16 protein-coding genes are annotated in these 20,744 nt (G+C 72.6%); 15 read left to right on the top strand and 1 reads right to left on the bottom strand.

Going from position 1 to position 20,744, the window contains the following annotated elements; translation table 11 throughout:
- The first annotated feature begins 60 nt into the window (after positions 1–60).
- Genes O1G21_RS10280 through O1G21_RS10235 form a run of 10 tightly spaced genes read left to right on the top strand, consistent with a single transcriptional unit; the run spans position 61 to position 12,713 of the window.
- Positions 61–1,377 (top strand): lysine N(6)-hydroxylase/L-ornithine N(5)-oxygenase family protein, encoded by a 1,317-nt coding sequence (locus O1G21_RS10280; protein ID WP_270142675.1) that lies wholly within the window; start codon positions 61–63, stop codon positions 1,375–1,377.
- 6 nt (positions 1,378–1,383) lie between these two features.
- Positions 1,384–2,412: an NAD(P)/FAD-dependent oxidoreductase gene (locus O1G21_RS10275; protein WP_270142674.1), complete on the top strand. Its 1,029-nt coding sequence runs from the start codon at positions 1,384–1,386 to the stop codon at positions 2,410–2,412.
- The gene (locus O1G21_RS10270) at positions 2,409–4,667 is read left to right on the top strand and encodes a class I tRNA ligase family protein (protein ID WP_270142673.1); all 2,259 of its coding nucleotides are present in this window, start codon (positions 2,409–2,411) and stop codon (positions 4,665–4,667) included. The genes O1G21_RS10275 and O1G21_RS10270 overlap by 4 nt, the downstream gene beginning before the upstream one ends.
- Positions 4,664–7,999, top strand: a complete 3,336-nt coding sequence (locus O1G21_RS10265) for a non-ribosomal peptide synthetase (protein WP_270142671.1) — start codon at positions 4,664–4,666, stop codon at positions 7,997–7,999. The genes O1G21_RS10270 and O1G21_RS10265 overlap by 4 nt, the downstream gene beginning before the upstream one ends.
- Positions 7,996–9,495 carry an AMP-binding protein gene (locus O1G21_RS10260; protein ID WP_270142669.1) on the top strand — a complete coding sequence of 500 codons (1,500 nt, stop codon included), beginning with the start codon at positions 7,996–7,998 and terminating at the stop codon, positions 9,493–9,495. The genes O1G21_RS10265 and O1G21_RS10260 overlap by 4 nt, the downstream gene beginning before the upstream one ends.
- Positions 9,485–9,748, top strand: coding sequence for an acyl carrier protein (locus O1G21_RS10255; protein WP_270142667.1), 264 nt, complete (start codon positions 9,485–9,487; stop codon positions 9,746–9,748). The genes O1G21_RS10260 and O1G21_RS10255 overlap by 11 nt, the downstream gene beginning before the upstream one ends.
- 2 nt (positions 9,749–9,750) lie before the next feature.
- Positions 9,751–10,365 carry a GNAT family N-acetyltransferase gene (locus tag O1G21_RS10250; protein WP_270142666.1) on the top strand — a complete coding sequence of 205 codons (615 nt, stop codon included), beginning with the start codon at positions 9,751–9,753 and terminating at the stop codon, positions 10,363–10,365.
- Positions 10,362–11,411, top strand: a complete 1,050-nt coding sequence (locus O1G21_RS10245) for a C45 family autoproteolytic acyltransferase/hydolase (RefSeq protein WP_270142664.1) — start codon at positions 10,362–10,364, stop codon at positions 11,409–11,411. The genes O1G21_RS10250 and O1G21_RS10245 overlap by 4 nt, the downstream gene beginning before the upstream one ends.
- Positions 11,408–12,130: a 4'-phosphopantetheinyl transferase family protein gene (locus tag O1G21_RS10240; RefSeq protein ID WP_270142662.1), complete on the top strand. Its 723-nt coding sequence runs from the start codon at positions 11,408–11,410 to the stop codon at positions 12,128–12,130. The genes O1G21_RS10245 and O1G21_RS10240 overlap by 4 nt, the downstream gene beginning before the upstream one ends.
- Positions 12,123–12,713 carry a hypothetical protein gene (locus O1G21_RS10235; RefSeq protein WP_270142660.1) on the top strand — a complete coding sequence of 197 codons (591 nt, stop codon included), beginning with the start codon at positions 12,123–12,125 and terminating at the stop codon, positions 12,711–12,713. The genes O1G21_RS10240 and O1G21_RS10235 overlap by 8 nt, the downstream gene beginning before the upstream one ends.
- Before the next feature lie 262 nt (positions 12,714–12,975).
- On the opposite strand, the gene O1G21_RS10230 is transcribed toward O1G21_RS10235, so the two are convergent.
- Positions 12,976–13,203, bottom strand: coding sequence for a hypothetical protein (locus O1G21_RS10230; protein WP_270142659.1), 228 nt, complete (start codon positions 13,201–13,203; stop codon positions 12,976–12,978).
- A 499-nt stretch (positions 13,204–13,702) separates the two neighbouring features.
- Between O1G21_RS10230 and O1G21_RS10225 the strand changes: the two genes are divergently transcribed.
- The 5 genes from O1G21_RS10225 (at position 13,703) to O1G21_RS10205 (ending at position 20,584) form a co-directional block, all read left to right on the top strand.
- Entirely contained in the window at positions 13,703–13,906 is a 204-nt protein-coding gene (locus O1G21_RS10225) for a cold-shock protein (protein ID WP_045694210.1), read from the top strand.
- Between the two features lie 1,535 nt (positions 13,907–15,441).
- Entirely contained in the window at positions 15,442–16,656 is a 1,215-nt protein-coding gene (locus O1G21_RS10220) for an aminotransferase class I/II-fold pyridoxal phosphate-dependent enzyme (RefSeq protein ID WP_270142654.1), read from the top strand.
- A 77-nt stretch (positions 16,657–16,733) separates the two neighbouring features.
- Complete coding sequence (locus O1G21_RS10215; protein WP_270142653.1) at positions 16,734–18,002, top strand: ATP-grasp domain-containing protein; 1,269 nt, start codon at positions 16,734–16,736, stop codon at positions 18,000–18,002.
- Positions 17,983–19,215, top strand: coding sequence for an MFS transporter (locus O1G21_RS10210; RefSeq protein ID WP_270142651.1), 1,233 nt, complete (start codon positions 17,983–17,985; stop codon positions 19,213–19,215). Before O1G21_RS10215 ends, O1G21_RS10210 begins: the two co-directional genes overlap by 20 nt.
- 106 nt (positions 19,216–19,321) lie before the next feature.
- Positions 19,322–20,584 carry a CoA transferase gene (locus O1G21_RS10205; protein WP_270142650.1) on the top strand — a complete coding sequence of 421 codons (1,263 nt, stop codon included), beginning with the start codon at positions 19,322–19,324 and terminating at the stop codon, positions 20,582–20,584.
- Positions 20,585–20,744: the final 160 nt, after the last annotated feature.

The raw sequence follows: 20,744 nt of genomic DNA, 5'->3' as shown, positions 1-20,744 counted from the left end.
GCAGTGCGCTGTGCCCGCTTCTCCACCTTCGCCGTCCGAGAACAAAGAGAGGCCCGCAACATGTCCCACACCCACCCCGCCGAGGCCCACTACACCTGCCTGGGTGTCGGCGCCGGCCCCGCCAACCTGAGCCTGGCCTCACTGCTGCACAGCGAGCCCGAGGTCAGCAACCTCTTCCTCGACCGCAAGGAGAAGTTCGGCTGGCACGACGGGCAGCAGATGCCCGGCTCCACCCTGCAGGTCTCGCTGTACAAGGACCTGGTCAGCCTGACCGACCCGACCAACCCGTACTCCTTCCTCGCCTACCTGCACGAGCACGGCCGGATCTACCACTTCCTCAACGCCCAGTTCAGCGACGTGCCCCGGCAGGAGTTCCGCAACTACCTGGACTGGGCCAGTCGCCGCAACCCGAACGTGCGGTTCGGCGAGGAGGTCCGGGCGGTCGACTTCGACGGCGCGCGGTTCGTGGTGGACACCGACCGGCGCCGGCTGACCGCGGACAACCTGGTGCTCGGGGTGGGCAACCGTCCGTGGGTGCCGCCGCAGGCCGCCGGGCTGATCGGCCCGACCCAGTTCCACGTCAGCGAGTTCCTGGACCGGGCCCAGCACCTGGGCGGCAAGCGGGTCGCGGTGATCGGCGGCGGCCAGTCCGGCGCCGAGGCCTTCCTGGACCTCATCTCGCGGTCGGGCAGCGAGCTGCCGCGCCGGGTCTCCTGGATCTCCCGCCGGCGCAACTACTTCCCGATCGACGACTCGCCCTTCACCAACGACTTCTACATGCCGGGCCACGCCGAGTACTTCTACCGGCTGGCGCCGGCGGCCCGGGAGCGGTTCAACGCCGAGCACATCCTGACCAGCGACGGGGTCTCCGAGGCCACCCTGCGCGAGATCTACCAGCGGATCTACGTCCACCGGTTCATCGAGGGCGCCGAGGACCTGGTGGCGCTGGCCCCCAACCGCGCCATGGAGACGGTGCGGGCGGCCGAGGGCGGCGGCTGGACGGTCGAGGTGCGCCACAACGACCAGCGCCAGGGCACCGAGCGGTTCGACGTCGACGTGATCGTCTGGGCCACCGGTTTCCGCCCGGCCGCCACCGACTTCCTGGCCCCGATCGCCGACCGCCTGGAGCGCGAGGGCGAGGAGCTGCGGATCGACCAGGACTACGCGGTCCGCTGGGACGGTCCGGCCGATCGGAACATCTTCGTGCAGAACGCGGCCAAGCAGCAGCGCGGCCTGGCCGACCCCAACCTCAGCCTGAACGCCTGGCGCAGCCGCCGGATCGTCGACCGGATCCGTGGGCTGCGCAGCAACGAGCCCCTGGAGTCCTTCATCGACTGGTCCGCCAAGGTCGGGGCCGACGCCGGCTGGGGGGTGTGAGCGGCGATGAACGAGGTGGACATCGCGGTCGTCGGCGGCGGCATCATCGGCTGCCTGACCGCGCGAGAACTGCTCGCCCGGCGCCCGGAGCGGACGGTGGCGCTGCTGGACCGGGACTCGGTCGGCTCCGGCGCCAGCCGCCGCTCGGCCGGCCTGCACTTCCCGCGCGGCGCGACCGGCCGGGTGCGCGGCATGGCCGCCTACAGCCAGCAGTACTACGCCGAACTGACCTCGCACCGACCGGAACTGCCGATCCACCAGGTCGGCATGGACGTGGTCGGCGCGGAGCAGACGGTGCGCCGGAGCTACCTCGCCAGTGCCCGGCCGACCCCGGCCACCGCGGGCGTCTGGCAGGTCGAGGGCGGCCAGTACGCGGACGTGGCGGGTCTGACCGGTCGGCTCGCCAGCGAGCTGCGCGGCGGCGCGGTGGTGCACGAGGGCACCGGGGTCACCGCGATCGGGCTCGGCCCCGAGCGGATCACCCTGGCGCTGAGCAGCGGCGGTGAACTGACGGTCGGTCAGGTGGTGCTGGCGCCCGGGCCGTGGATCGCGTCCCCGGCCTGGCGCGAGCTGGTCGCTCCGTTGGGGGTGCGGGTGAAGAAGGTGGTCGCGCTGCACATCGACCTGGTGCCCGCACCGACCGACCGGGTGGTCGTCTTCCAGGCGGAGGACGCCTTCCTGCTCCCGCTGCACGACCGCGGGCACTGGCTGTTCAGCTACACCTGCCAGGAGTGGGGCGTGGACCCCGACGCGCTGGGCGAGGGCCTGTCCGACCAGGACCTCGGCGACGCGCTGGCGGTGCTGCGCGCCGTGGCCCCCGAGTACGCGGCGCACTGCGCCTCCGGGCGGGTCTTCTGCGACGCCTACAGCGGCACCGGCGAGCCGATCGTCTGCCCGCTGCCCGCCGACCCGCGGGTGGTCTTCGCCGGCGCCGCCAACGGCTCCGGCTACCGGCTGGCTCCCGCGATCGCCGCGCAGGCCGCCGATCTGATCGACATTCCGTTCCTGACCAGTCCGACCAGGAGTCACGCATGATACTGAGCAGCTACGACGAGGGCGTGCTGCACGAGGCCTTCGGCATCGACATGAGCAGCATCGAGGGAATCGCGGGCAGCCAGGGCTCGGGCGCCGGCTGGGGCCGGGTGGCTCCGGGCGTCAGCTCCGAGCTGCACCGGCACGACGAGACCGAGTTCTTCGTGATCGTGGCCGGCCGCGGCGAGTTCGAGGTCGACGGGGAGCGCCACCCGGCGGTGCCGGGCACGGTGGCCCTGTTCGAGCCCTTCGAGACGCACGTGCTGCACAACACCGGCACCGACGACCTGGTGTTCGTCACCCAGTACTGGCGCGACGCCGAGCGCGCGGTCCGGGCGGCCACCGCCCCCGCGGGCACCGGTTTCGGGGACCGGCCGGTCTTCGTCTTCTCCACTCCGCCCACCCCGAACGGGGACCTCCACCTGGGCCACCTCTCCGGCCCGTACCTGGGGGCCGACGCGTTCGTCCGGTTCCAGCGGATGAACGGCGCCCGCGCCTGGCACCTGACCGGCAGCGACGACTTCCAGAGCTACGTGGTCGGCGCGGCCGAGCGCGACGGGAACACCCCGGCCGTGACCGCCGCGCACTTCAGCGCGGAGATCGCGGCCACCCTGGAGCTGATGGACATCCCGCTGGACCAGTACACGGTGACCAACGCGGACGCCGAGTACCCGGACGGGCTCCGGGAGTTCTTCACCCGGTTGGTCGACTCCGGCGCGGTCGCCCCGAAGGCCGCGCCGGCCCTGTTCGACGGTGAGACCGGCGCCTATCTCTACGAGGTGGACGTCAAGGGCACCTGCCCGACCTGCGCCGCCGGGACCAGCGGCAACATCTGTGAGGAGTGCGGCGAGCCCAACCTGGTGGTCGACCTGGTCGCGCCGCGCTCGGCCCGCTCGCAGGCAGCGCCGCGGACCGGCACCGCGACCCGCTTCTCGCTGCCGCTGCACGAGTTCGAGGACGAGATCGCCGCGCACCACCGACTGGGCCGGGTCCCGGTCCGGCTGCGCGACCTCGCCCGGCGGCTGTTCGCCCGCCCGGAGCTGGACATCCCGGTCAGCCACCCGGCCGACTGGGGCGTGCGCCCGGCCGAGGAGGCCGGCGCCGACCAGGTGATCTGGGTCTGGCCGGAGATGTCCTACGGCTTCCTGCACGGCATCCAGGCGCTCGGCCGCCGGCTGGACCAGGACTGGCGGGCCGCCGAGCCCGGCGCGGACTGGAAGATCGTCCACTTCTTCGGCTACGACAACAGCTTCTACCACGGCGTGCTCTACCCGGCGCTGTACCGGGCAGCGTTCCCCGACTGGACGCCTGACATCGACTACCACGTCAACGAGTTCTACCTGCTGGAGGGCGCCAAGTTCTCCACCAGCCGGCGGCACGCGATCTGGGGCAAGGAGATCCTCAACGCCGACACGGTCGACGCGGTGCGGTTCTTCCTCAGCCTGACCCGGCCCGAGGGCCGGCGCACCGACTTCCGCCGCGAGGAGTACCAGCGGGTGCTGACCGAGACCCTGGTCGGCACCTGGGAGCACTGGCTGACCGACCTGGGCGCCCGGGTCCGCAAGGAGTACGACGGCGCGGCGCCGGACGCCGGCAACTGGACCCCGGAGCAGACCGCGTTCCTGGCCCGGCTCGGCGCCCGGCTGACCGCGGTGACCGGGGCGCTCGGCCAGGCCGGGTTCTCGCTCAACCAGGCCGCCGCCGAACTGGACGGCATCGTGCGTGACACGGTCCGGTTCGCCGAGCTGGAGAGCCTGACGGCGGACGACGCCCGCTGGCGGGCCGAGGCCCGCACGGCGGTGGCGCTGGAGCTGGCGGCCGCGAAGCTGCTGGCCCGGGTGGCGGCACCGGTGATGCCGCGCTTCGCCGCCAGGCTGTCGGCCGCGCTGGGCCTGTCGGAGCCGGCGCACTGGCCGACCTCGGTCGAGCTGCTGGCGCCGGGCACCGAGGTCACCCTGGCGGACGCGGTGTTCTTCGCCGCCGCGGCCGCCCCGGCCGCCGACCAGCCCGAGCACCTGGGCCTGCTCACCGACCTGGTCACCGAGGCGCTCCAGCTGGCCGAACGGCCGGCCGCCGACGCCACCCTGATCGACCTGGGCATCAGCTCGCTGCAGGCGGTCCAGCTGCAGTACCAGCTGCTCACCGCGCTGGACGTGGACGTGCTGGTGGACGAGCTGCTCGGCGAGCACGACCTGACCGCACTGGCCGGGCTGATCGGCGAGCGGGCGGACACGGCGCTCGTGGAGGCGGCGGCATGAACGCCGAACTCGTCGAACTGGTCCAGGACATCGAGGAGCGGGGCCTGTCCGTCTCGGTGACCGGCGGGGACCTGCGCCTGCAGGGCATGCGCGACCGGATGGACCCGGAACTGGTCGGCCGCATCAAGCGGTTGAAGGCCGAGCTGATCCAGCACCTGAGCGCGGCCACCCCGCACGAGAGCGGCAGCTTCCCGCTCACCCCGCTGCAGCACGCCTACCTGCTGGGCCGCGGCGGCGTGTTCGAGATCTCCACCGCCAGTCACGTCTACCACGAGATCGAGGGGCACTGGGACGTCGGCCGGCTGGAGGCGGCGCTGAACGCGGTGATCCGCCGGCACGACGCGCTGCGGGCCCGGTTCACCGAGGACGGCCGCCAGGTGGTGGAGGCCTCGGTCGCCCCGGTGCTGATCGAGCGGCTCGACCTGCGCGGGCAGAGCCCCGAGCAGCAGCTGCGGACCCGGGCCGCGCTGCGCGAGGAGCGCTCGCACCGGGTGCTGCCCGCCGACCGCGCGCCGCTGCTGGCGGTCGAGGTGACCGAGCTCTCCGACCGGGCGATGGTGCTGCACGTCAGCCACGACGGCCTGGTGATGGACGGGATCAGCTCCTTCCTGTTCTTCCGCGAGTGGTGGCGGGCCTACCAGGGCGAGTTGGCCGCCGAGGGCGCCGAACTGCCGCTGGAGGACTACGTCTCGGCGCTGGCGGCGGCGGCGGTCAAGGCGCCCGCGGCCCGCTCCCGGGCCTACTGGTCGGGCCGGCTGGACCAGTTGGCGGCCCACCCCGACCTGCCGGTGGCGGCGAGCCCGGCCGCGATCACCCGGCCGCGGTTCGTCCAGCGCCAGGTGCGGCTGGACGCCGCGCAGTGGGCCGCGTTCAAGCGCCGGGCCGCGGGAGCGGGGCTCACCCCGTCCGGCGCGCTGCTGGCCGCCTACGGTGAGGTGCTCTCCCGCTGGGGCGCCGGCGAGCGGTTCACCGTGACCACCACGGTGGCCAACCGCCCGCCGGTGCACCACCGGATCGCCGAGGCCGTCGGCCAGTTCTCCGACACCCTGCTGGTGGAGATCGAGGTCGACCGCAGCAAGCCGTTCGCGGCCCGGGCCCAGGCGCTCCAGCGGCGGCTGCGCACCGACCTGGACCACCGGCACCAGTCCGGCATCGAGGTGCTGCGCGAGCTGGGCCGGCGGCGCGGCAGCGCCGAGGCGCGGATGCCGTTCACCTTCAACAGCGCGATCGGCTACACCGAGGAGGTGGACGGCTCGGCGTTCGAACTGTTCGGCCCGGAGGTGTTCAGCGTCAGCCAGACCCCGCAGATCTGGCTGAACGCCTTCGCGATGGAGCAGCACCAGGGCCTGGTGATCCAGCTCGACGGGCTGGACGAGCTCTTCCCGGCCGGCCTGCTGGAGGCCCTGACCCAGGGCTACCAGTCCCTGCTGGAGCAGCTGCTGGAGGATCGGAGCTGGGCCCGCACCGGCTTCGACCTGCTCCCCGGCGACCAGCTGCGGCGCCGGCGGGCGGCCAACGACACCGCCGTGGAGCTGCCCGAGGTGCTGCTCCAGGACGCCTTCACCGAGCGGGCGACCAGCTGCCCGGACAACCCCGCCCTGATCACCTCCCAGCTCCGGATGAGCTACGGCGAACTGCACCGCCGTGCGGCGCTGACCGCCGCCTGGCTGCGCTCGCACGGAGTCGGGCGCAACGAGCTGGTGGGCCTGGTGATGCGGCGCGGGCCGGAGCAGATCATCGGCATCCTGGCCACGGTGCTGGCCGGGGCCGCCTACCTGCCGGTGGACGCGGCACTGCCCGAGGAGCGCCGCCGGTACATGCTGGCCGACGGCGAGGTCCGCTGCGTGCTGACCAACGTGGACGACGCCGACCGGGACGGCCGCGCCGTCCTGCGGCTGGACGCCACCGACCCGGCGCCGACGGGTGCGCCGGTGCCGCTCGAACCGCTGGCCGGTGCCGACCCGGACGACCTGGCCTACGTGCTCTACACCTCCGGCACCACCGGCGCGCCCAAGGGCGTGATGGTCACCCACCGCAACGTGGCCAACGTGGTGGCCGACTGCTACACCCGGTTCGGCATCCACCAGGACGACCGGTTCTTCGCGATCAGCGCCTTCAACTTCGACCTGTCGGTCTGGGACGTGTTCGGCGCGCTGACCGCGGGCGCCGCGCTGGTGATGCCGGACGCCGACCGGGCGGTCGACCCCGCGCACTGGCTGCGGATGTGCGAGTCGGGCGGGGTGACGGTGTGGAACTCGGTGCCCGCCATCGTCGGCCTGATGCACGACCAGGCGCTGGCCGAGGGCACGGCGCCGCCGGCCCTGCGGCTGGTGATGATGAGCGGGGACCGGCTGCCGCCGGCGCTGCCGGCGGCGCTGCGCCGACTGGTGCCGGGCCTGGAGGTGGTCTCGCTCGGCGGACCGACCGAGACCACGGTCTGGAACATCCTGCACCCGGTCGAGGAGTGGGAGGACGGCTCCGAGTCCATCCCCTACGGCCGTCCGAACACCAACAACCGCGCCTACGTGCTGGACGCGGACGGCCAGGACGCACCGGACTGGGTGACTGGCGAGATCTGCGGCGCCGGCACCGGGGTGGCCAAGGGCTACTGGCGCAACGAGGAGCGCACCGCCGAGAAGTTCGGCTACGACGAGCGGCTGGGCGAGCGGCTCTACCGGACCGGTGACCTGGGCCGCTACCTGCCCAGCGGCGAGATCCAGATCCTGGGCCGCAGCGACTTCCAGATCAAGGTCAACGGCTACCGGATCGAGGCCGGCGAGGTGGAGACCAGGCTGGCCGCGCTGCCGGCGGTGCGGCAGGCCGTGGTGGTCCGCCAGGAGGGCAGCCGCGGCGACCGGCTGGTGGCCCACCTGGTGCCCGCCGCCGCCGACCGGCCCGACGTCCTGACGATCCGTCACGAACTGCGGGAGGCGCTGCCCGAGTACATGGTCCCGGCCGCCGTGGTGTGGCACGAGGAGCTGCCGCTGACCCGCAACGGCAAGGTGGACCGGGGCGAGCTGATCCGCCGGGCGCCGGTGGCCGAGCCGGCCGAGCAGGCGGCCGCGCCGATGGCCGACGACGGCGAGGCCGGGCCGACCGAGACCGAACTGACCCGCATCTGGGCGCAGATCCTGCACCGGCCGGCGGTCGGGCCGCACGACAACCTCTACGCACTGGGCGGCGACTCGATCAGCGCCGCGCGGATCCTCACCGCGGTGCGCAAGCGGTTCGGCGTGGGCATCCAACTCGGCCAGCTGGCAGCGCTGGAGACGGTGCGACTGATGGCCGCACACGTGGACGCGGCCATGGCGGCGAAGGAGGCGCAGCGGTGATCGTCAACCGGATCACGGCGAACCCGCCGACCGGCGGGCGGATCTCGTTCGCCAGGCTGGACGGCACCGAGACCCTGGAGCTGGTCGAACTGCACCGCCGGGCCGGGCGGTTGGCGAGCTCGCTGGCCGAGCTGGGGATCGGTCCGGGCGACCGGATCGGGATCCTGGCGGCCAACAGCCCGCAGTGGGTGCTGCTGGACCTGGCGGCGCTCTGGCTGGGCGCCGAGACGGCCGGCTTCGAGCCCGGCAAGTTCGAGCCCGACCAGCAGCTGATCAGCCGGTACGGACTGCGGCTGCTGTTCACCGACCGCCCGGCCGACGCCGCCGACGCGCTGCCGCTGGCCGAGGTGGACCGGCTGGTGGAGAAGGCCGACTCGGCACCCGAACCGGTGGTCTGGGAGCCCGACCGGGTGACCACCGTCAAGTTCACCTCCGGCAGCACCGGCGAGCCCAAGGGCCTGGGCGCCACGGCCGCTTCGATCGACAGCTCGCTGCGCGCGGTCCAGGACATGTTCCACCACCGGGCGGGCGACGACCTGTTCGTCTTCCTGCCGCTGTCGCTGCTGCAGCAGCGGTACTGGATCTACTCCGCGCTGCGGCACGGCCACGACGTGACCGTCTCCACCTACGAGGCCGCCTTCGCCACCCTGCGGCGGGCCCGGCCGACCGTGGTGATGGGCGTGCCGGCCTTCTTCGAGACCGCCCGGCGGCACATCGAGGCCCGGGCGGCCCGCTCGGGAAAGCCGGTCGGCGAGCAGGCCGCGCAGCTCTTCGGCGACCGGATCCGCTACCTGTGGACCGGCTCCGCCCCGGCGGCCCCCGCGACGCTGCGCTTCTTCAACGAGGCCGGACTGCCGATCTTCGAGGGCTACGGCCTGAACGAGACCTGCATCGTTGCCAAGAACCACCCCGGCGCCTCCCGCGAGGGCAGCGTGGGCCGGGTGGTGCCCGGCAAGGAGGTGCTGCTGGACGCCGACGGCGTGATCAGCGTGCGCAGCGACCACCCCGTCAACGACCACTACGCCTACGCCGCCCCCGGCGACAGCGAGAAGGTCTTCCGGCCCGGCGGCATCGTCCGCACCGGCGACCTCGGCCTGATCGACGAGGACGGCTACCTCTACATCCTCGGCCGCGCGGACGACGTGATCGTGCTGGAGAACGGCAAGAAGATCGTGGTCCGGCCGATCGAGGAGCGGCTGACCTCCGGGCCCGCCATCACCGAGGCGGTGCTGTTCTGCCCGCGGCAGACCGAGCTGGTCGCCGTGGTCCGCCCCGCGCACTACCCGCCCGACGAGGCCGCGATCGCCGACGCGCTCGCCGACGCCAACGCGGCGCTCGGCAAGGACGAGCGGATCGCCCGGGCGATCGTCGCCCGCGAGCCGTTCACCGTCGAGAACGGCCTGCTCACCTCGCAGTTCAAACCCCGGCGCCCGCAGATCCGGGCCGCCTACGCAGCTGACCTCGCCAACCCCCAGGAGGGTATCCATGCACGCTGAGACCGAGACCGCGGCCCGGGAGAACCTGGTGCTGGTGCTGACCAGTCCGGTCGAGCCGGAGGAGATCGACCCGGACGCCGACCTGGCCGGCCGCTACGGCCTGACCTCGCTCAACAAGGTGCTCTTCCTCACCTCGCTGTGCGACGAGACCGGCACCGAGCTGTCCCGCTTCACCGAGCACGACCTGGCCCGGATGACCACGCTGCGCGAGGTCGTCGAGGCCGTCGCCCCGTCGACCGTCGAGGCGGTGTGACCATGGGAACCTGGGCCGTTGACGCACCGGTGGTGCTGGAGAACGAGTTCGTGCGGCTGAGCCCGCTGACCGCCGCCGATCGGGACGGGCTGCGCGCGATCGCGCTGGCGCCGGACATCTGGCGGTACTTCGTGACCCGGATCGAGACCCCGGAGGACTACGAGGCCTTCTTCGACGCCACCCTGGCGGACCACCAGGCGTGCCGGCGGGCGGTGTTCGTGATCACCGACAAGCGGACCGGCCGGGTGGCCGGGTCGATGAGCTTCGGCAACATGGCCGAGGCGGACGGGCGCCTGGAGATCGGCTGGTCCTGGCTGGGCCTGGACTTCCAGGGCCGGGGGGTCAACCGCTGGGCCAAGTACCTGCTGCTGCAGCACGCCTTCGAGTCCATGGGCGCCCTGCGGGTGGAGTTCAAGACCGACGAGCTGAACAAGCAGGCCCGGCGCGGACTGCTGAACATCGGCGCCCGCGAGGAGGGCACGCTGCGCAGCTTCAACCCGATGCCGGACGGCCGGCGGCGCAACGCCGTCTTCTACAGCGTGCTGCGCGAGGAATGGCCCGAGGTGCGCGAGCAGTTGGCCCGCGGCCCGCGGGTGGTCCGACAGGAGGGGGCATGACCGGGCGGCTGCTGTTGACGGGCACCGCGTTCGAGCGGGGGGCGCAGCACGGGCAGGCGCTGGCCGGTGAGTTGCGCGCCTTCCTGGACGACGGGCTGGCCCGGCTCAACCACCTGACGGCCACCCCGCTGACCCTGGACGGGCTGCGGCCGCGGATCGACGCCTACCGGGCGGCGGTCGCGGCCGCCGCCCCGGACCTGGCCGCCGAGGTCGAGGGCCTGGCCGCCGGGGCCGGGCTGAGCCCCGCCGAGGCCTGGCTGCTCCAGCTGCGGCGGGAGATCATGGGCTACCAGAAGGTGCCGACGGCCGGCGACTGCACCACCTACGCACGGGCCGGCGGTCGGTACACCGGGCACCCGGTGCTGGCCCAGACCGTGGACCTGAACGGCAACCTGGACGACGCGATCAGCGTGCTGGACGTGGCGCCGGCCGGGTCCGCCCGGCGCTCGCTGGTGCTCTCCTTCGCCGGACTGCTCGGGTACCTCGGGCTGAACAGCGACGGGCTGGCGATCGGGCTCAACCTGGTGCTCGGCGGGGACTGGCGGCCCGGGCTGCCCCCGTACCTGGCGATCCGTCACCTGCTGGACACGGCGGGCAGCGTGACGCAGGCGCTGGAGCTGCTGCGCGGGATGCGGCTGGCCAGCTCCCGCTCGCTGACCCTGTGCGACCGGGAGCGGGCCGTCTGCGTCGAGGTCCTGGGTGACGAGCTGCGGGTGCGGGAGGGGCACGAGACCGCGCACACCAACCACTTCCTGGACCCGGACCTGGCGCGCGGCGACGAGCTGAACGTGTTCGCCCGCAACTCCTCGGTGCGCCGCCTCAAGGAGGCCCGGGTCGGGCTCTCCGAGCTCGACCCGGCGGCCGGGCCGGAGGAGCACTTCGCACTGCTGTCCAGGCCGCCGATCTGCGTGCCCGACGAGGGCGACATCCGGCGCGAGCGCACGGTCGCCGCCGTGGTGCTGCTGCCCGAGCGCGGGGAACTGCACCTGCGGCCCGGCGACCCCTCCCGATCGGCCACGCAGGTCTTCGGCCTGCGTCCGACGTGACGGCCCCGGGCGCCGGGGTGGAGGCCTGGCTGGCCGACCTGGCGGCCGACGCGGAGCCCCTGTCGCCGGCGCACTACGCGGTGGACCTGACCGAGGAGGAGCGCCGCCGGGCGGCCGGCTACCTGAACGGCGAGGACGCCCGGCTCTTCCTGCGGTCCCGACTGGCCGTCAGGCGGCTGCTGGCCACGCGGCTGGGGGAGGCCCCGGGAGCGGTGCGGCTGGCGCGGACCAGGGGCGGCAAGCCCTACCTGCCGGACCATCCGGAGCTGAAGGTGAGCTGGTCGCGCTCGGAGGACCTGCTGCTGCTCGGCATCTCGGACCAAGGGGCGCTGGGGGTGGACCTGGAGCGGATCCGGCTCATCCCGTCCGCCACCCAGGTGCTCGCCTCGCTCTACCCGGCCCTGCCCCCGCAGGCCGACGGGGCCGGACCGGAGTTCTTCTTCTCCGCCTGGACCCTGCTGGAGGCCGCCGTGAAGGCCACCGGTCGGGGGCTGGCCGAGGGGGTGGGGGACGTGACGCTCTCCTTCCCCGCGCGCGGCGGCGCCACCCTGTTGGGGATCGCCCGGACCGGGGGCGAGCCGTGGGCGGCGAGCACGGCGCTGCTGGAGGCGCCGGCGAGGACGGACGCCCCGCTGATGGCCTCATTCGTGACGCGGGGTCAGCTGGGGCGGATCTGGCTGCGGCGGTGGCCGCCGGAGGGGAGCGCCGGAGATGGCTGAGTCGGCGGTGCTGCACGCGGTGGCCCCACTGCTGACGGTGCAGCGGTTGCGCGAGCGCCTGGCCCCGGTGGCCGGCGACCCGCGGTTCACGGTCGCCGTGCGGGACGGCTGGGACGGGCCCCAGGCGTGGGTCGGCTGTCCGGCCGGCCCGGGAGCCGCGGGGGAGGTGGAGCGGGTGCTGCGCCTTCCCGGTGGCGGTGCTGCCGGGGCGGTGCCTGTGGCGGGCGAGGTGCCCACGGCCGGGGCGCGGGCGGTCACGGTGACCGGGCCGTTCCCGGCCGCGGCGGGGCTCGCGGTCGAGGACGCGGCCGGGCTCGCCCTGGCCGGCTGGCAGGAACTGCTGCGGCGCCGTCCGGAGCAGGACCGGAGCCGCTACTCCTTCGCCCTGCACGCGGAGCCGGTGCTCCCCGACGGGTGGCTGCTCCAGTCCTGGGTCAACCCCGCGCTCGGTCCGGTGCAGTTCACGGTCCGGTCCGGGCCGCGGCTGGCGGTCAGCTCGCCGGGCCGGCTCGGGCGCGAGGAGCTGACCGTGTTGCTCGCGGAGTGGACCCTGCTGGTGGCCCGGGCCGGTGCGCCCGGTTAGCCCGGCCCTCGGTGGCGGGGGCGAGGTCGTCCCGACGGCCTGCGCCCCCTCCCCGGCCCGCCCGGCAGGCCCGGCTGCCGGCCGGCACGGCGGTGTCGGTGCCGAGGGCGGGCACGGCCCATCTCGATGGCGTTGATCCAGTGCTCGACCCGGCGCGGAACCGCGTCGAAGCGAAGGCTGGACCAGGTGACGACGTCACCAGCGGCGACGACGCCCTCCAGCGGAGGGCCGTCGGGGCCGATGACGTGACGCGGTTCCGGGGTCACAGTCTGTACATGGCGGTGTACGGCTGGGTGACGCGTTCCTGGTGCGATCCGAAGTCGACGAGTACGGCGGCGTCGCCGGTCTCCTCGACGCCGACGACCCGACCGAGGCCGTACCTGTCGTGGGTGACGCGGTCACCGAGGGCGAAGTGCTTGCGCGGCGCTTCAGGCCGTGTCGGGAAGGGGCTGGTGGGCAGGGGGCGGCGGACTGCTCCATATTTCGTCATCTCCGGTCAGTATGCGCCGGAGAACGCGGCAGCGGAACCGTCCGGTGCGGTGGAAAGCGGCGGCGTCGAAATCCGTGTGTCGTACGGCACGTTCCGGCCGCCCCGCGCGGCGCGGCGCGGCGCCGGTCGTGTCAGGGCCGGGCGAGTGAAATTCCCGGCAGGTTTGTGCCGACCCGCCGGAGGGCGCAGTGGCTGGTGGCGGGCGATCCGCGCCTCAAGTCGGTTGACATGTAGTCGAGTTGGCAGTCGCGAAAGCGGGGGGCGGCGTCAGTCGGCCGCGGCTCCTTCGAAACCCGGGGTGAAACATCCACCCGTTGTGGGCCCGGGCCTGCTACAGTCGTTATTAGTTGCAGTAGTGGTTCCCATGACTTTGTGTGCGCCTGCTGATGTTTCGCAGGCGCATTTTTGTTTCCCGGCTCTTTCCCCGGGGTGGGTGCTCATCGCGGCGACTCGAAACCCGCGCCGTGCGGGTTTCGGACAGCCCATGAAGGAGATTTTGATGGCTAACGGCACCGTGAAGTGGTTCAACTCGGAGAAGGGCTTCGGCTTCATCGAGCAGGAGGGTGGCGGCCCGGACGTCTTCGCCCACTACTCGAACATCAACGCCAATGGCTTCCGTGAGCTGCTCGAGGGCCAGAAGGTCGAGTTCGACGTGACGCAGGGCCAGAAGGGCCCGCAGGCCGAGAACATCCGCCCGCTGTAGTTCTTCTGCTCCGGCACCCGCCCGGCAGTGAGGGGCCCGCACCGCGACATGATGTCCGGTGCGGGCCCTTCGGCGCTTTCCGCCGTCCATGCTCCGCCCGCCGGTGGCTGCGGCTCGGCATCGGTAGGAGCTCGGCCGCCTGAGTCGGCGGTGCTTCGGCAGGAGAACCCCGCGATCGGCCGCCCCGTCCTGACGGGCACCCGTCCGAGGCGTGACGGTGACGCGCAGTCATCGCCCGTGCGGCCGATACACAGTGAGAGGCGGCGACCGAGCGGTTCTCGATGGGGCCGGGTACCGCTGCCATCGCTCGCAATGTGGTCGTGAACGCTCGTTCACGTCGCCTCGGTGGATGCATCCGCGACGTCAGATGCCCTGTTGGGCAGGGCTTCTGAGTGGACGCGGCTCGCGGTGAGGCCCGAAGGTGGAGCTGGTCGCCGAAACCGCCGAACCGAGCCGCGAGTTGATCGAAGTGCCGGTCGAACTCCACCGTCGATGAGGATCACCCGCCCCATCGGCGAGATCCGGGACGACGTGAGCCTCGACACAGCGTGACAGGTCATTGACAGGTCGGCCGGTCAGGAGTCAGGCTATCGTCCGCAACAAGAGCGGCCGCGCACAGGGGAATCGGCGCCGCTACCGGAACGGGGGCAGGGAATGGGACAGCGAGCGGCAACGCCAGGGCGGTCAGACCGGCTCGGTCGCCGATGTCGCCCCTGAGCGACAAGAAGGCCGCCGGCCCCGCTGCGGCGGCTTCCGGACCAGCCTGCTTCGGGATCAGCCTGCTTTGACACCGGCCTGCTTCGCATCCGGCCGGAATTGCACGGTGACCACTCAAGGTGAGTGTTGAGTGAACTCCGGGAAAAGAATCTTGACGTGGTCATGCGTGCTGGCTAGGTTCATTTAGGAAGGTGGCCCGGCGGGTCGATGCCTTCCAATCCAATCCGAGAGACACCCGAGACACAGGGTCAGCACGGCCGGGAACCAGAAATCCTCCCGGACGGCTGTCATGCTGCCCTCACCAATACCAGCGAACCGGATTACGCCACGCCACGCAACCGCACCGTCCAAAGGCCGATGCCACAAGCTCAGGCCGATGCGCTCCAAGATTTCCGCGAACCCGGAAGTGAATGACCGTGTCAGCAAGCATGAGAATGTCCCCGATTCCGTCCGACCGGCTGCCGCGATCACCTGACGCCTGCCGCGAGACGTGCTGTCACCTCCGTTCCTGCAGGTCAGCGACCTCCTGCGGCGCGAGCGCCGGCTGATCCGCCAGCCAGGTCGCCCCCGCCGGGTGTGATCCCGGAAGCATTCCCGGGCGGGCCACCAAGCGCCCTCCCCGCCCTTGCCTGCCATTTTCCGGCAGTCACCGGGTGTGGTTACGGATATTTCTCCGGAAGCTCCGCCGACCTTGCTTGACCCGATCCGGACGACGAGTTTACGCAGCCTTTCCCGAATTCGCCAGGCGAACTTCAGGCTGCCTTCTCACAGCATTCACAACCAGCCAATCAGACCTGTCGAATAGAGGTTTCACCGGCATGCACGTCTACCAGAACATCAAGAAGTCCGCGCAGATCAGCACCGCATTCTGGGACGTCATGAGCCAGGCCGGGCTGCTCGACATCGTCGTGGACGGCCTCGGCCCCGGACAGCACCGGACACGGGCCGGCGGCCACGAGTTCGTGAACATGTCCTCGTACTCCTACCTCGGCCTGGACGCCCACCCGGCGCTGGTGCGGGCGGCCGCCGAGACCGTCCTGTCGGTGGGCGCCCTGAACACCTCCACCGCCCGCAGCCGCGTGCGCTTCTCCGTACTGGAGGACGCCGAGGCCGCGCTGTCCGACCTGTTCAACGTGGAGGCCGTCACCGTCGCCTCCGCCGCCGCGGCCGCGTGGTGCGCGCTGCCGCTGCTGGCCTCCGGCCTGTTCACCGACAACCAGCCGCCGCTGATGGTCTTCGACAAGAACGCCCACTTCTGCCTCAACGCGATGAAGGCCGCCGTCGGGGACGAGACCGAGGTCGTGACCATCGCGCACAACGACATCGACGCGCTTGAGAGCCTCTGCAAGCAGCACCCGCTCGTCGCCTACGTCGCCGACGGCGTCTACAGCACCGGCGGTCAGGCACCCGTCACCGAACTCCTGCGCCTCCAGGACCAGTACGGGCTGTTCCTCTTCTTCGACGAGGCGCACGGCACCTCCACCCTCGGGGCCAACGGGCGGGGCCTGGTGCTGGAGGAGATGGGCGAGATCAACGACCGCACGCTCATCATCACCTCCCTCAACAAGGGCTTCGGCGCGTCGGGCGGCGCGGTCTTCCTGGGCCGCAAGGGCCGGTCGAAGGAGCGCCGTGACTTCGCGCTGCGCAACGGTGGCCCGCTGATGTGGTCGCAGCGGATCAACACCGCGGGCCTGGGCGCCATCCTGGCCTCCGCCGAGCTGCACCGGACCGACGAACTCACCACGCTGCAGCGCCGGTTGCGGGAGAACGAGGACCTCTTCGACAGCCTCGTCGACACCGCGCAGCGCCACGACGGGCTGCCGATCCGCTTCATCAAGATCGGCTCCGAGGACCAGACCGTCCGCATGGCCCAGGACCTCTTCGCCAACGGCTTCTACGCCTCGCCGATCTTCTTCCCGATCATCGGCCGCGGCAACGCCGGCCTGCGCCTGATGCTGCGCGCCAACATGACCACGGCCGAGATCGAGGAGTTCTGCTCGCTCCTCAAGACGCTGCAGGACAAGCACGCCTGACCCCGCGCCGCGATACCCCCACGCCCGACGCCCGATACCCGGCGACACCCAACGCCCAACAACGGAGGACTCCTCACATGGCAGGCGAAGCACACCCGCCGAAACTGCTGCTGGTCGGCGGGGCCAGAGCGATGACGGTCAGCGTCGACATGGCGCTCCACGCGCTGGACCAGGCCGCCTCCCGCGGTATCCGCATCCACACCGTGAACCACGCCGACGTCATCGCAGCGACGCCCGAGGTGAACGCCCGCACCGACGAGACCTCGGTCGTCGACTTCACGAGCCCGGAGGCGACGGTCGACTGGGCGCTGGGCAAGGCCGCCGAGGGCGAGCGCTTCGACGCCGTGTACGCGCTCCAGGAGATGGCCCAGGTCACCTCCGCCGAGACCGCCGCCGCGCTCGGCCTGCCGGGCAACCCGCCCGCCGCGATCCGGCAGGCGCGCACCAAGGACGCCTGCCGGGCCGCCCTGGCCGCGGCCGGCTTCGTCCAGCCGGCCGTCCGCCTGTGCGCGGACCTCGCCGACGCACAGGCCTTCCTCCGGGAGAGCACCGGGCCGTGGATCGTGAAGCCACGTGACGCGATGGGCAGCATCGGGGTGAGCCAGGTCTCCGGCATCGCCGAGCTGCCCGCCGCGATGAGGCTCCTGCCCACCACCGAGCCCTTCCTGGTCGAGGAGTTCGTCGACGGCCCCGAGTTCAGCGTCGAGGGCGTGTTCCTGGGCGGAAAGCCGACGGTGCTCGGCATCACCGAGAAGGAGACGGTGCCACCGCCGTACTTCGTCGAGGTGGGGCACGTCCTGCCCGCCCCGCTGCCGGAGCACGACCAGCGCGAGATCGTCCACCAGGTCACCTCCGCACTGACCACGCTCGGCCTGCGCACCGGCGCGTTCCACGTCGAACTGTGGCTCAGCGAACGCGGGGTGGTGCTCGGCGAGGTGCACGGGCGGGTCGGCGGCGACTGGATCCACCGGATGCTCGGGCACGCCGTACCCGGCCTGGAGCTGTACGGGCTCATCTTCGACGACCTGCTGGACCGCCCGCAGAACCACGGGCCGCTGGAGGCGACGAGGGGCGCGGCCGTCCGCTACCTGTCCCCGCCCCCGGGTCGCCTGGTGGCCGTCGAGGGCTGGGCCGAGGTCGCCGCGCACCCGGCCGTGCTGCACGCCGAACTCCACGCCGAGCCCGGGGACTCCATCCGCCCGCTGCACCGCTCCAGCGACCGGATCGGGCTCGTCGTGGTCGGCGCGGACACCGCCGAGCAGGCGCGGCGACTGGCCCGGGAGCTGTGCGACTCGGTCCGGTTCACCGTCGTACCGGAGGAGGAGCATGACGGCCCTGCTGCCTGACCGTGGTCCGCGCCGCCTGCTGGCGCTCGCGACCCTGGTCTACACGGTCGGCTACGGCGTCTACCTCACCGCCGGCGTGCTGTACTTCACCCGCGTCGTGGACCTGCCCGCCTCCCAGGTCGGCATCGGCCTGAGCGTGGCCGGCGGGGTGTCCCTGGCCGCCGGCGTGCCGGTCGGTCACCTGGCGGACCGGCACGGAGCCCGCGGGGTGTACGCGGGGACCCTGCTGCTGTGGACGGCCGCCATGGGCGGGCTCTGCCTGGCCCACGGCTTCGGGCTGTTCCTCCTCTTCGCCGCGCTGGCCGCCGTCGCCCAGTCGACGGGACCGGCGGCCCGCGGCCCGCTGATCAAGGAGTACGGCGGTGACCGGCCCGCCGAGTTCCGCGCCTACCTGCGCTCGGTCACCAACGTCGGCATCGCGGTCGGCGCGCTGCTGGCGGGCTGGGGGGCGCAGGTCGGTACGGCGCGGGCGTACCTGCTGCTGATCGGTGGCAGTGCGGTCTGCTCGCTGGCCTGCGCGGCCGTGGTCATGCGGCTGCCCGTGGTGGCCCCCACCCGTGCGGGCTCCGGGCCGCGGTGGGTCGCCCTGCGCGACCGCCCGTACGTGCTGGTCACCGTCCTCGACGGGGTGATGGCGGTTCAGTACCGGGTGCTCACGGCGGCGGTGCCGCTGTGGATCCTCGACCGGTCCTCCGCGCCGCGCTGGTCGGTCTCGGCGGTGATGCTGGTGAACACGGCGATCGTGGTGTGCCTCCAGGTGCGCGCGAGCAAGGGCATCGACACCCCGCGCGCCGGCGCCGTCGCCTTCCGGCGGGCCGGCTTCGCGTTCCTGATCTCCTGCGGGGCGATCTCGCTGACGCCCTCGCTGCCCGCCTGGGTCGGGCTCGCCCTGCTGCTGGGCGCGGTGGTCGTGCACACCGTCGGCGAGATCTGGCACGCGGCGGGCGGGTTCGAGCTGTCCTTCTCGCTCGCGCCCGCCGAGGCCGTGGGCCAGTACCAGGGCCTGTTCGGGATGGGCCTCGGCCTGGGCGTGACGATCGGCCCCGCGCTGGTGATCGCCCTGTGTGTGACCTGGGGGACGCCCGGCTGGTGGGTCCTCGGCGCCGTCCTCGCGCTGACCGGCCTGACCGTGCCCCCGGCGGTGCGGTGGGCCCAGCGCGAGCTCGCGAAGACCGAGGCCGCCGCCGCCACGGACGAACCCGCCGCGGTCTGATCCGGCACGACCCGACCCGGCCGAGACCCACTGCCCGTCACCCACCACCTGTACGGCTCCTCCCGCACCACCGGCGTGGACTTTCCGTCACGAAAGGAACAGACCGATGAACCCGCTTCCCACCGGGCCGGCGGCCACCGCCCCGGAAGCCCCGGACCTGCCCCTGGACGGCCTGGACGTGGTGGAGTGCGCGAGCTTCGTGGCCGGCCCGTCGGGCTGCATGGCGCTCGCCCAACTCGGCGCCCGGGTGATCCGGGTGGACCCGATCGGCGGCGGCTCCGACCACAACCGCTGGCCGGTGACACCCGACGGCGCCAGCCTGTACTGGACGGCGCTCAACAAGTACAAGCGCTCCGTCGCCGTCGACCTGCGCTCCCCGCAGGGCCGCGAGCTGGTGGTGGCCCTGGCCACCCGCCCGGGCCCGGGCAACGGCGTCTTCGTCGACAACGGCGTGGGCCGTGCCCGGCTGTCCTACGAGACGCTGGCGGCCCGCCGCGCGGACGTGATCCACCTCCACATCCAGGGCCACCCCGACGGCCGGCCGGCCGTCGACTACACGGTCAACGCCGAGGTGGGCGTGGCGACCATCACCGGGCCGGAGTCGAGCGCCGTCCCGGTCAACCACGTACTGCCCGCCTGGGACCTGCTGGCCGGCATGACAGCCGCGACCGGCCTCCTGGCGGCCCTGCACCGCCGGGACCGCACCGGCGAGGGCGAGTACATCGAACTGGCGCTGGCCGATGTGGCCACCGCGGGCGTCGCCAACCTGGGCTGGCTCGCGGAAGCCGAGCAGCGCGAGGCCGAGCGCCCCCGGCACGGCAACCACATGTACGGCTCGTTCGGCATCGACTTCGCCACCAGTGACGGCGGTCGGGTCATGGTGGTGGCGCTGACCGAGGCCCAGTGGCAGGCGCTGCAGGGGGTCACCGCGACGACGGAGACCTTCCGGTCGATGGAACTGGCCCTGAACGCCGACCTCTCCCTGGAGAAGGAGCGCTACCGCCTGCGGGAGACGATCGCCGCGATCCTCCGGCCGTGGTTCGAGTCCCGGCCGCTGGACGTGGTGACCAAGGAACTGGACGGGGCCAGGGTCCTGTGGGGCCCGTACCGCGGAATGCCGGAGGTCGTCGCCGCCCACCGGACGGCGGAGGACCCGACCGTGGTGGACTGGGTCGAGCAACCAGGCGTCGGCCGGGTGGTCTCCGCCCGCTCCCCGCTGCGGCTCGGCGGCGCCTACGGCCGGACGGCCACCGCCCCGCTGCTGGGCGAGCACACCGAGGAGGTGCTCGGCGACCTGCTCGGCATCACCCAGGCCGAGTTCGGCCGACTGCTCGATGACGGCGTGGTGGCGCTCCCCGCCGGTCGCTGACGGGGGCATCGCCTCGCCGAGCTGGGAAGCGGAGTAGGAAGTCGGCGGGTCCGACTTCCTACTCCGCTTCGTTGACGGCGGGTCACCCGCCCACGCCGCTCTCCCGTCTTCGGCACCTGCCCCGGCGGCCCGTCCGGGCAGGGCGCCTGCTCGGACGGGC

The sequence above is a fragment of the Kitasatospora cathayae genome, from assembly GCF_027627435.1.
GTDB classification, from domain to species: Bacteria; Actinomycetota; Actinomycetes; order Streptomycetales; family Streptomycetaceae; genus Kitasatospora; species Kitasatospora cathayae.
This window is presented reverse-complemented; position numbering and strand designations above follow the sequence as displayed.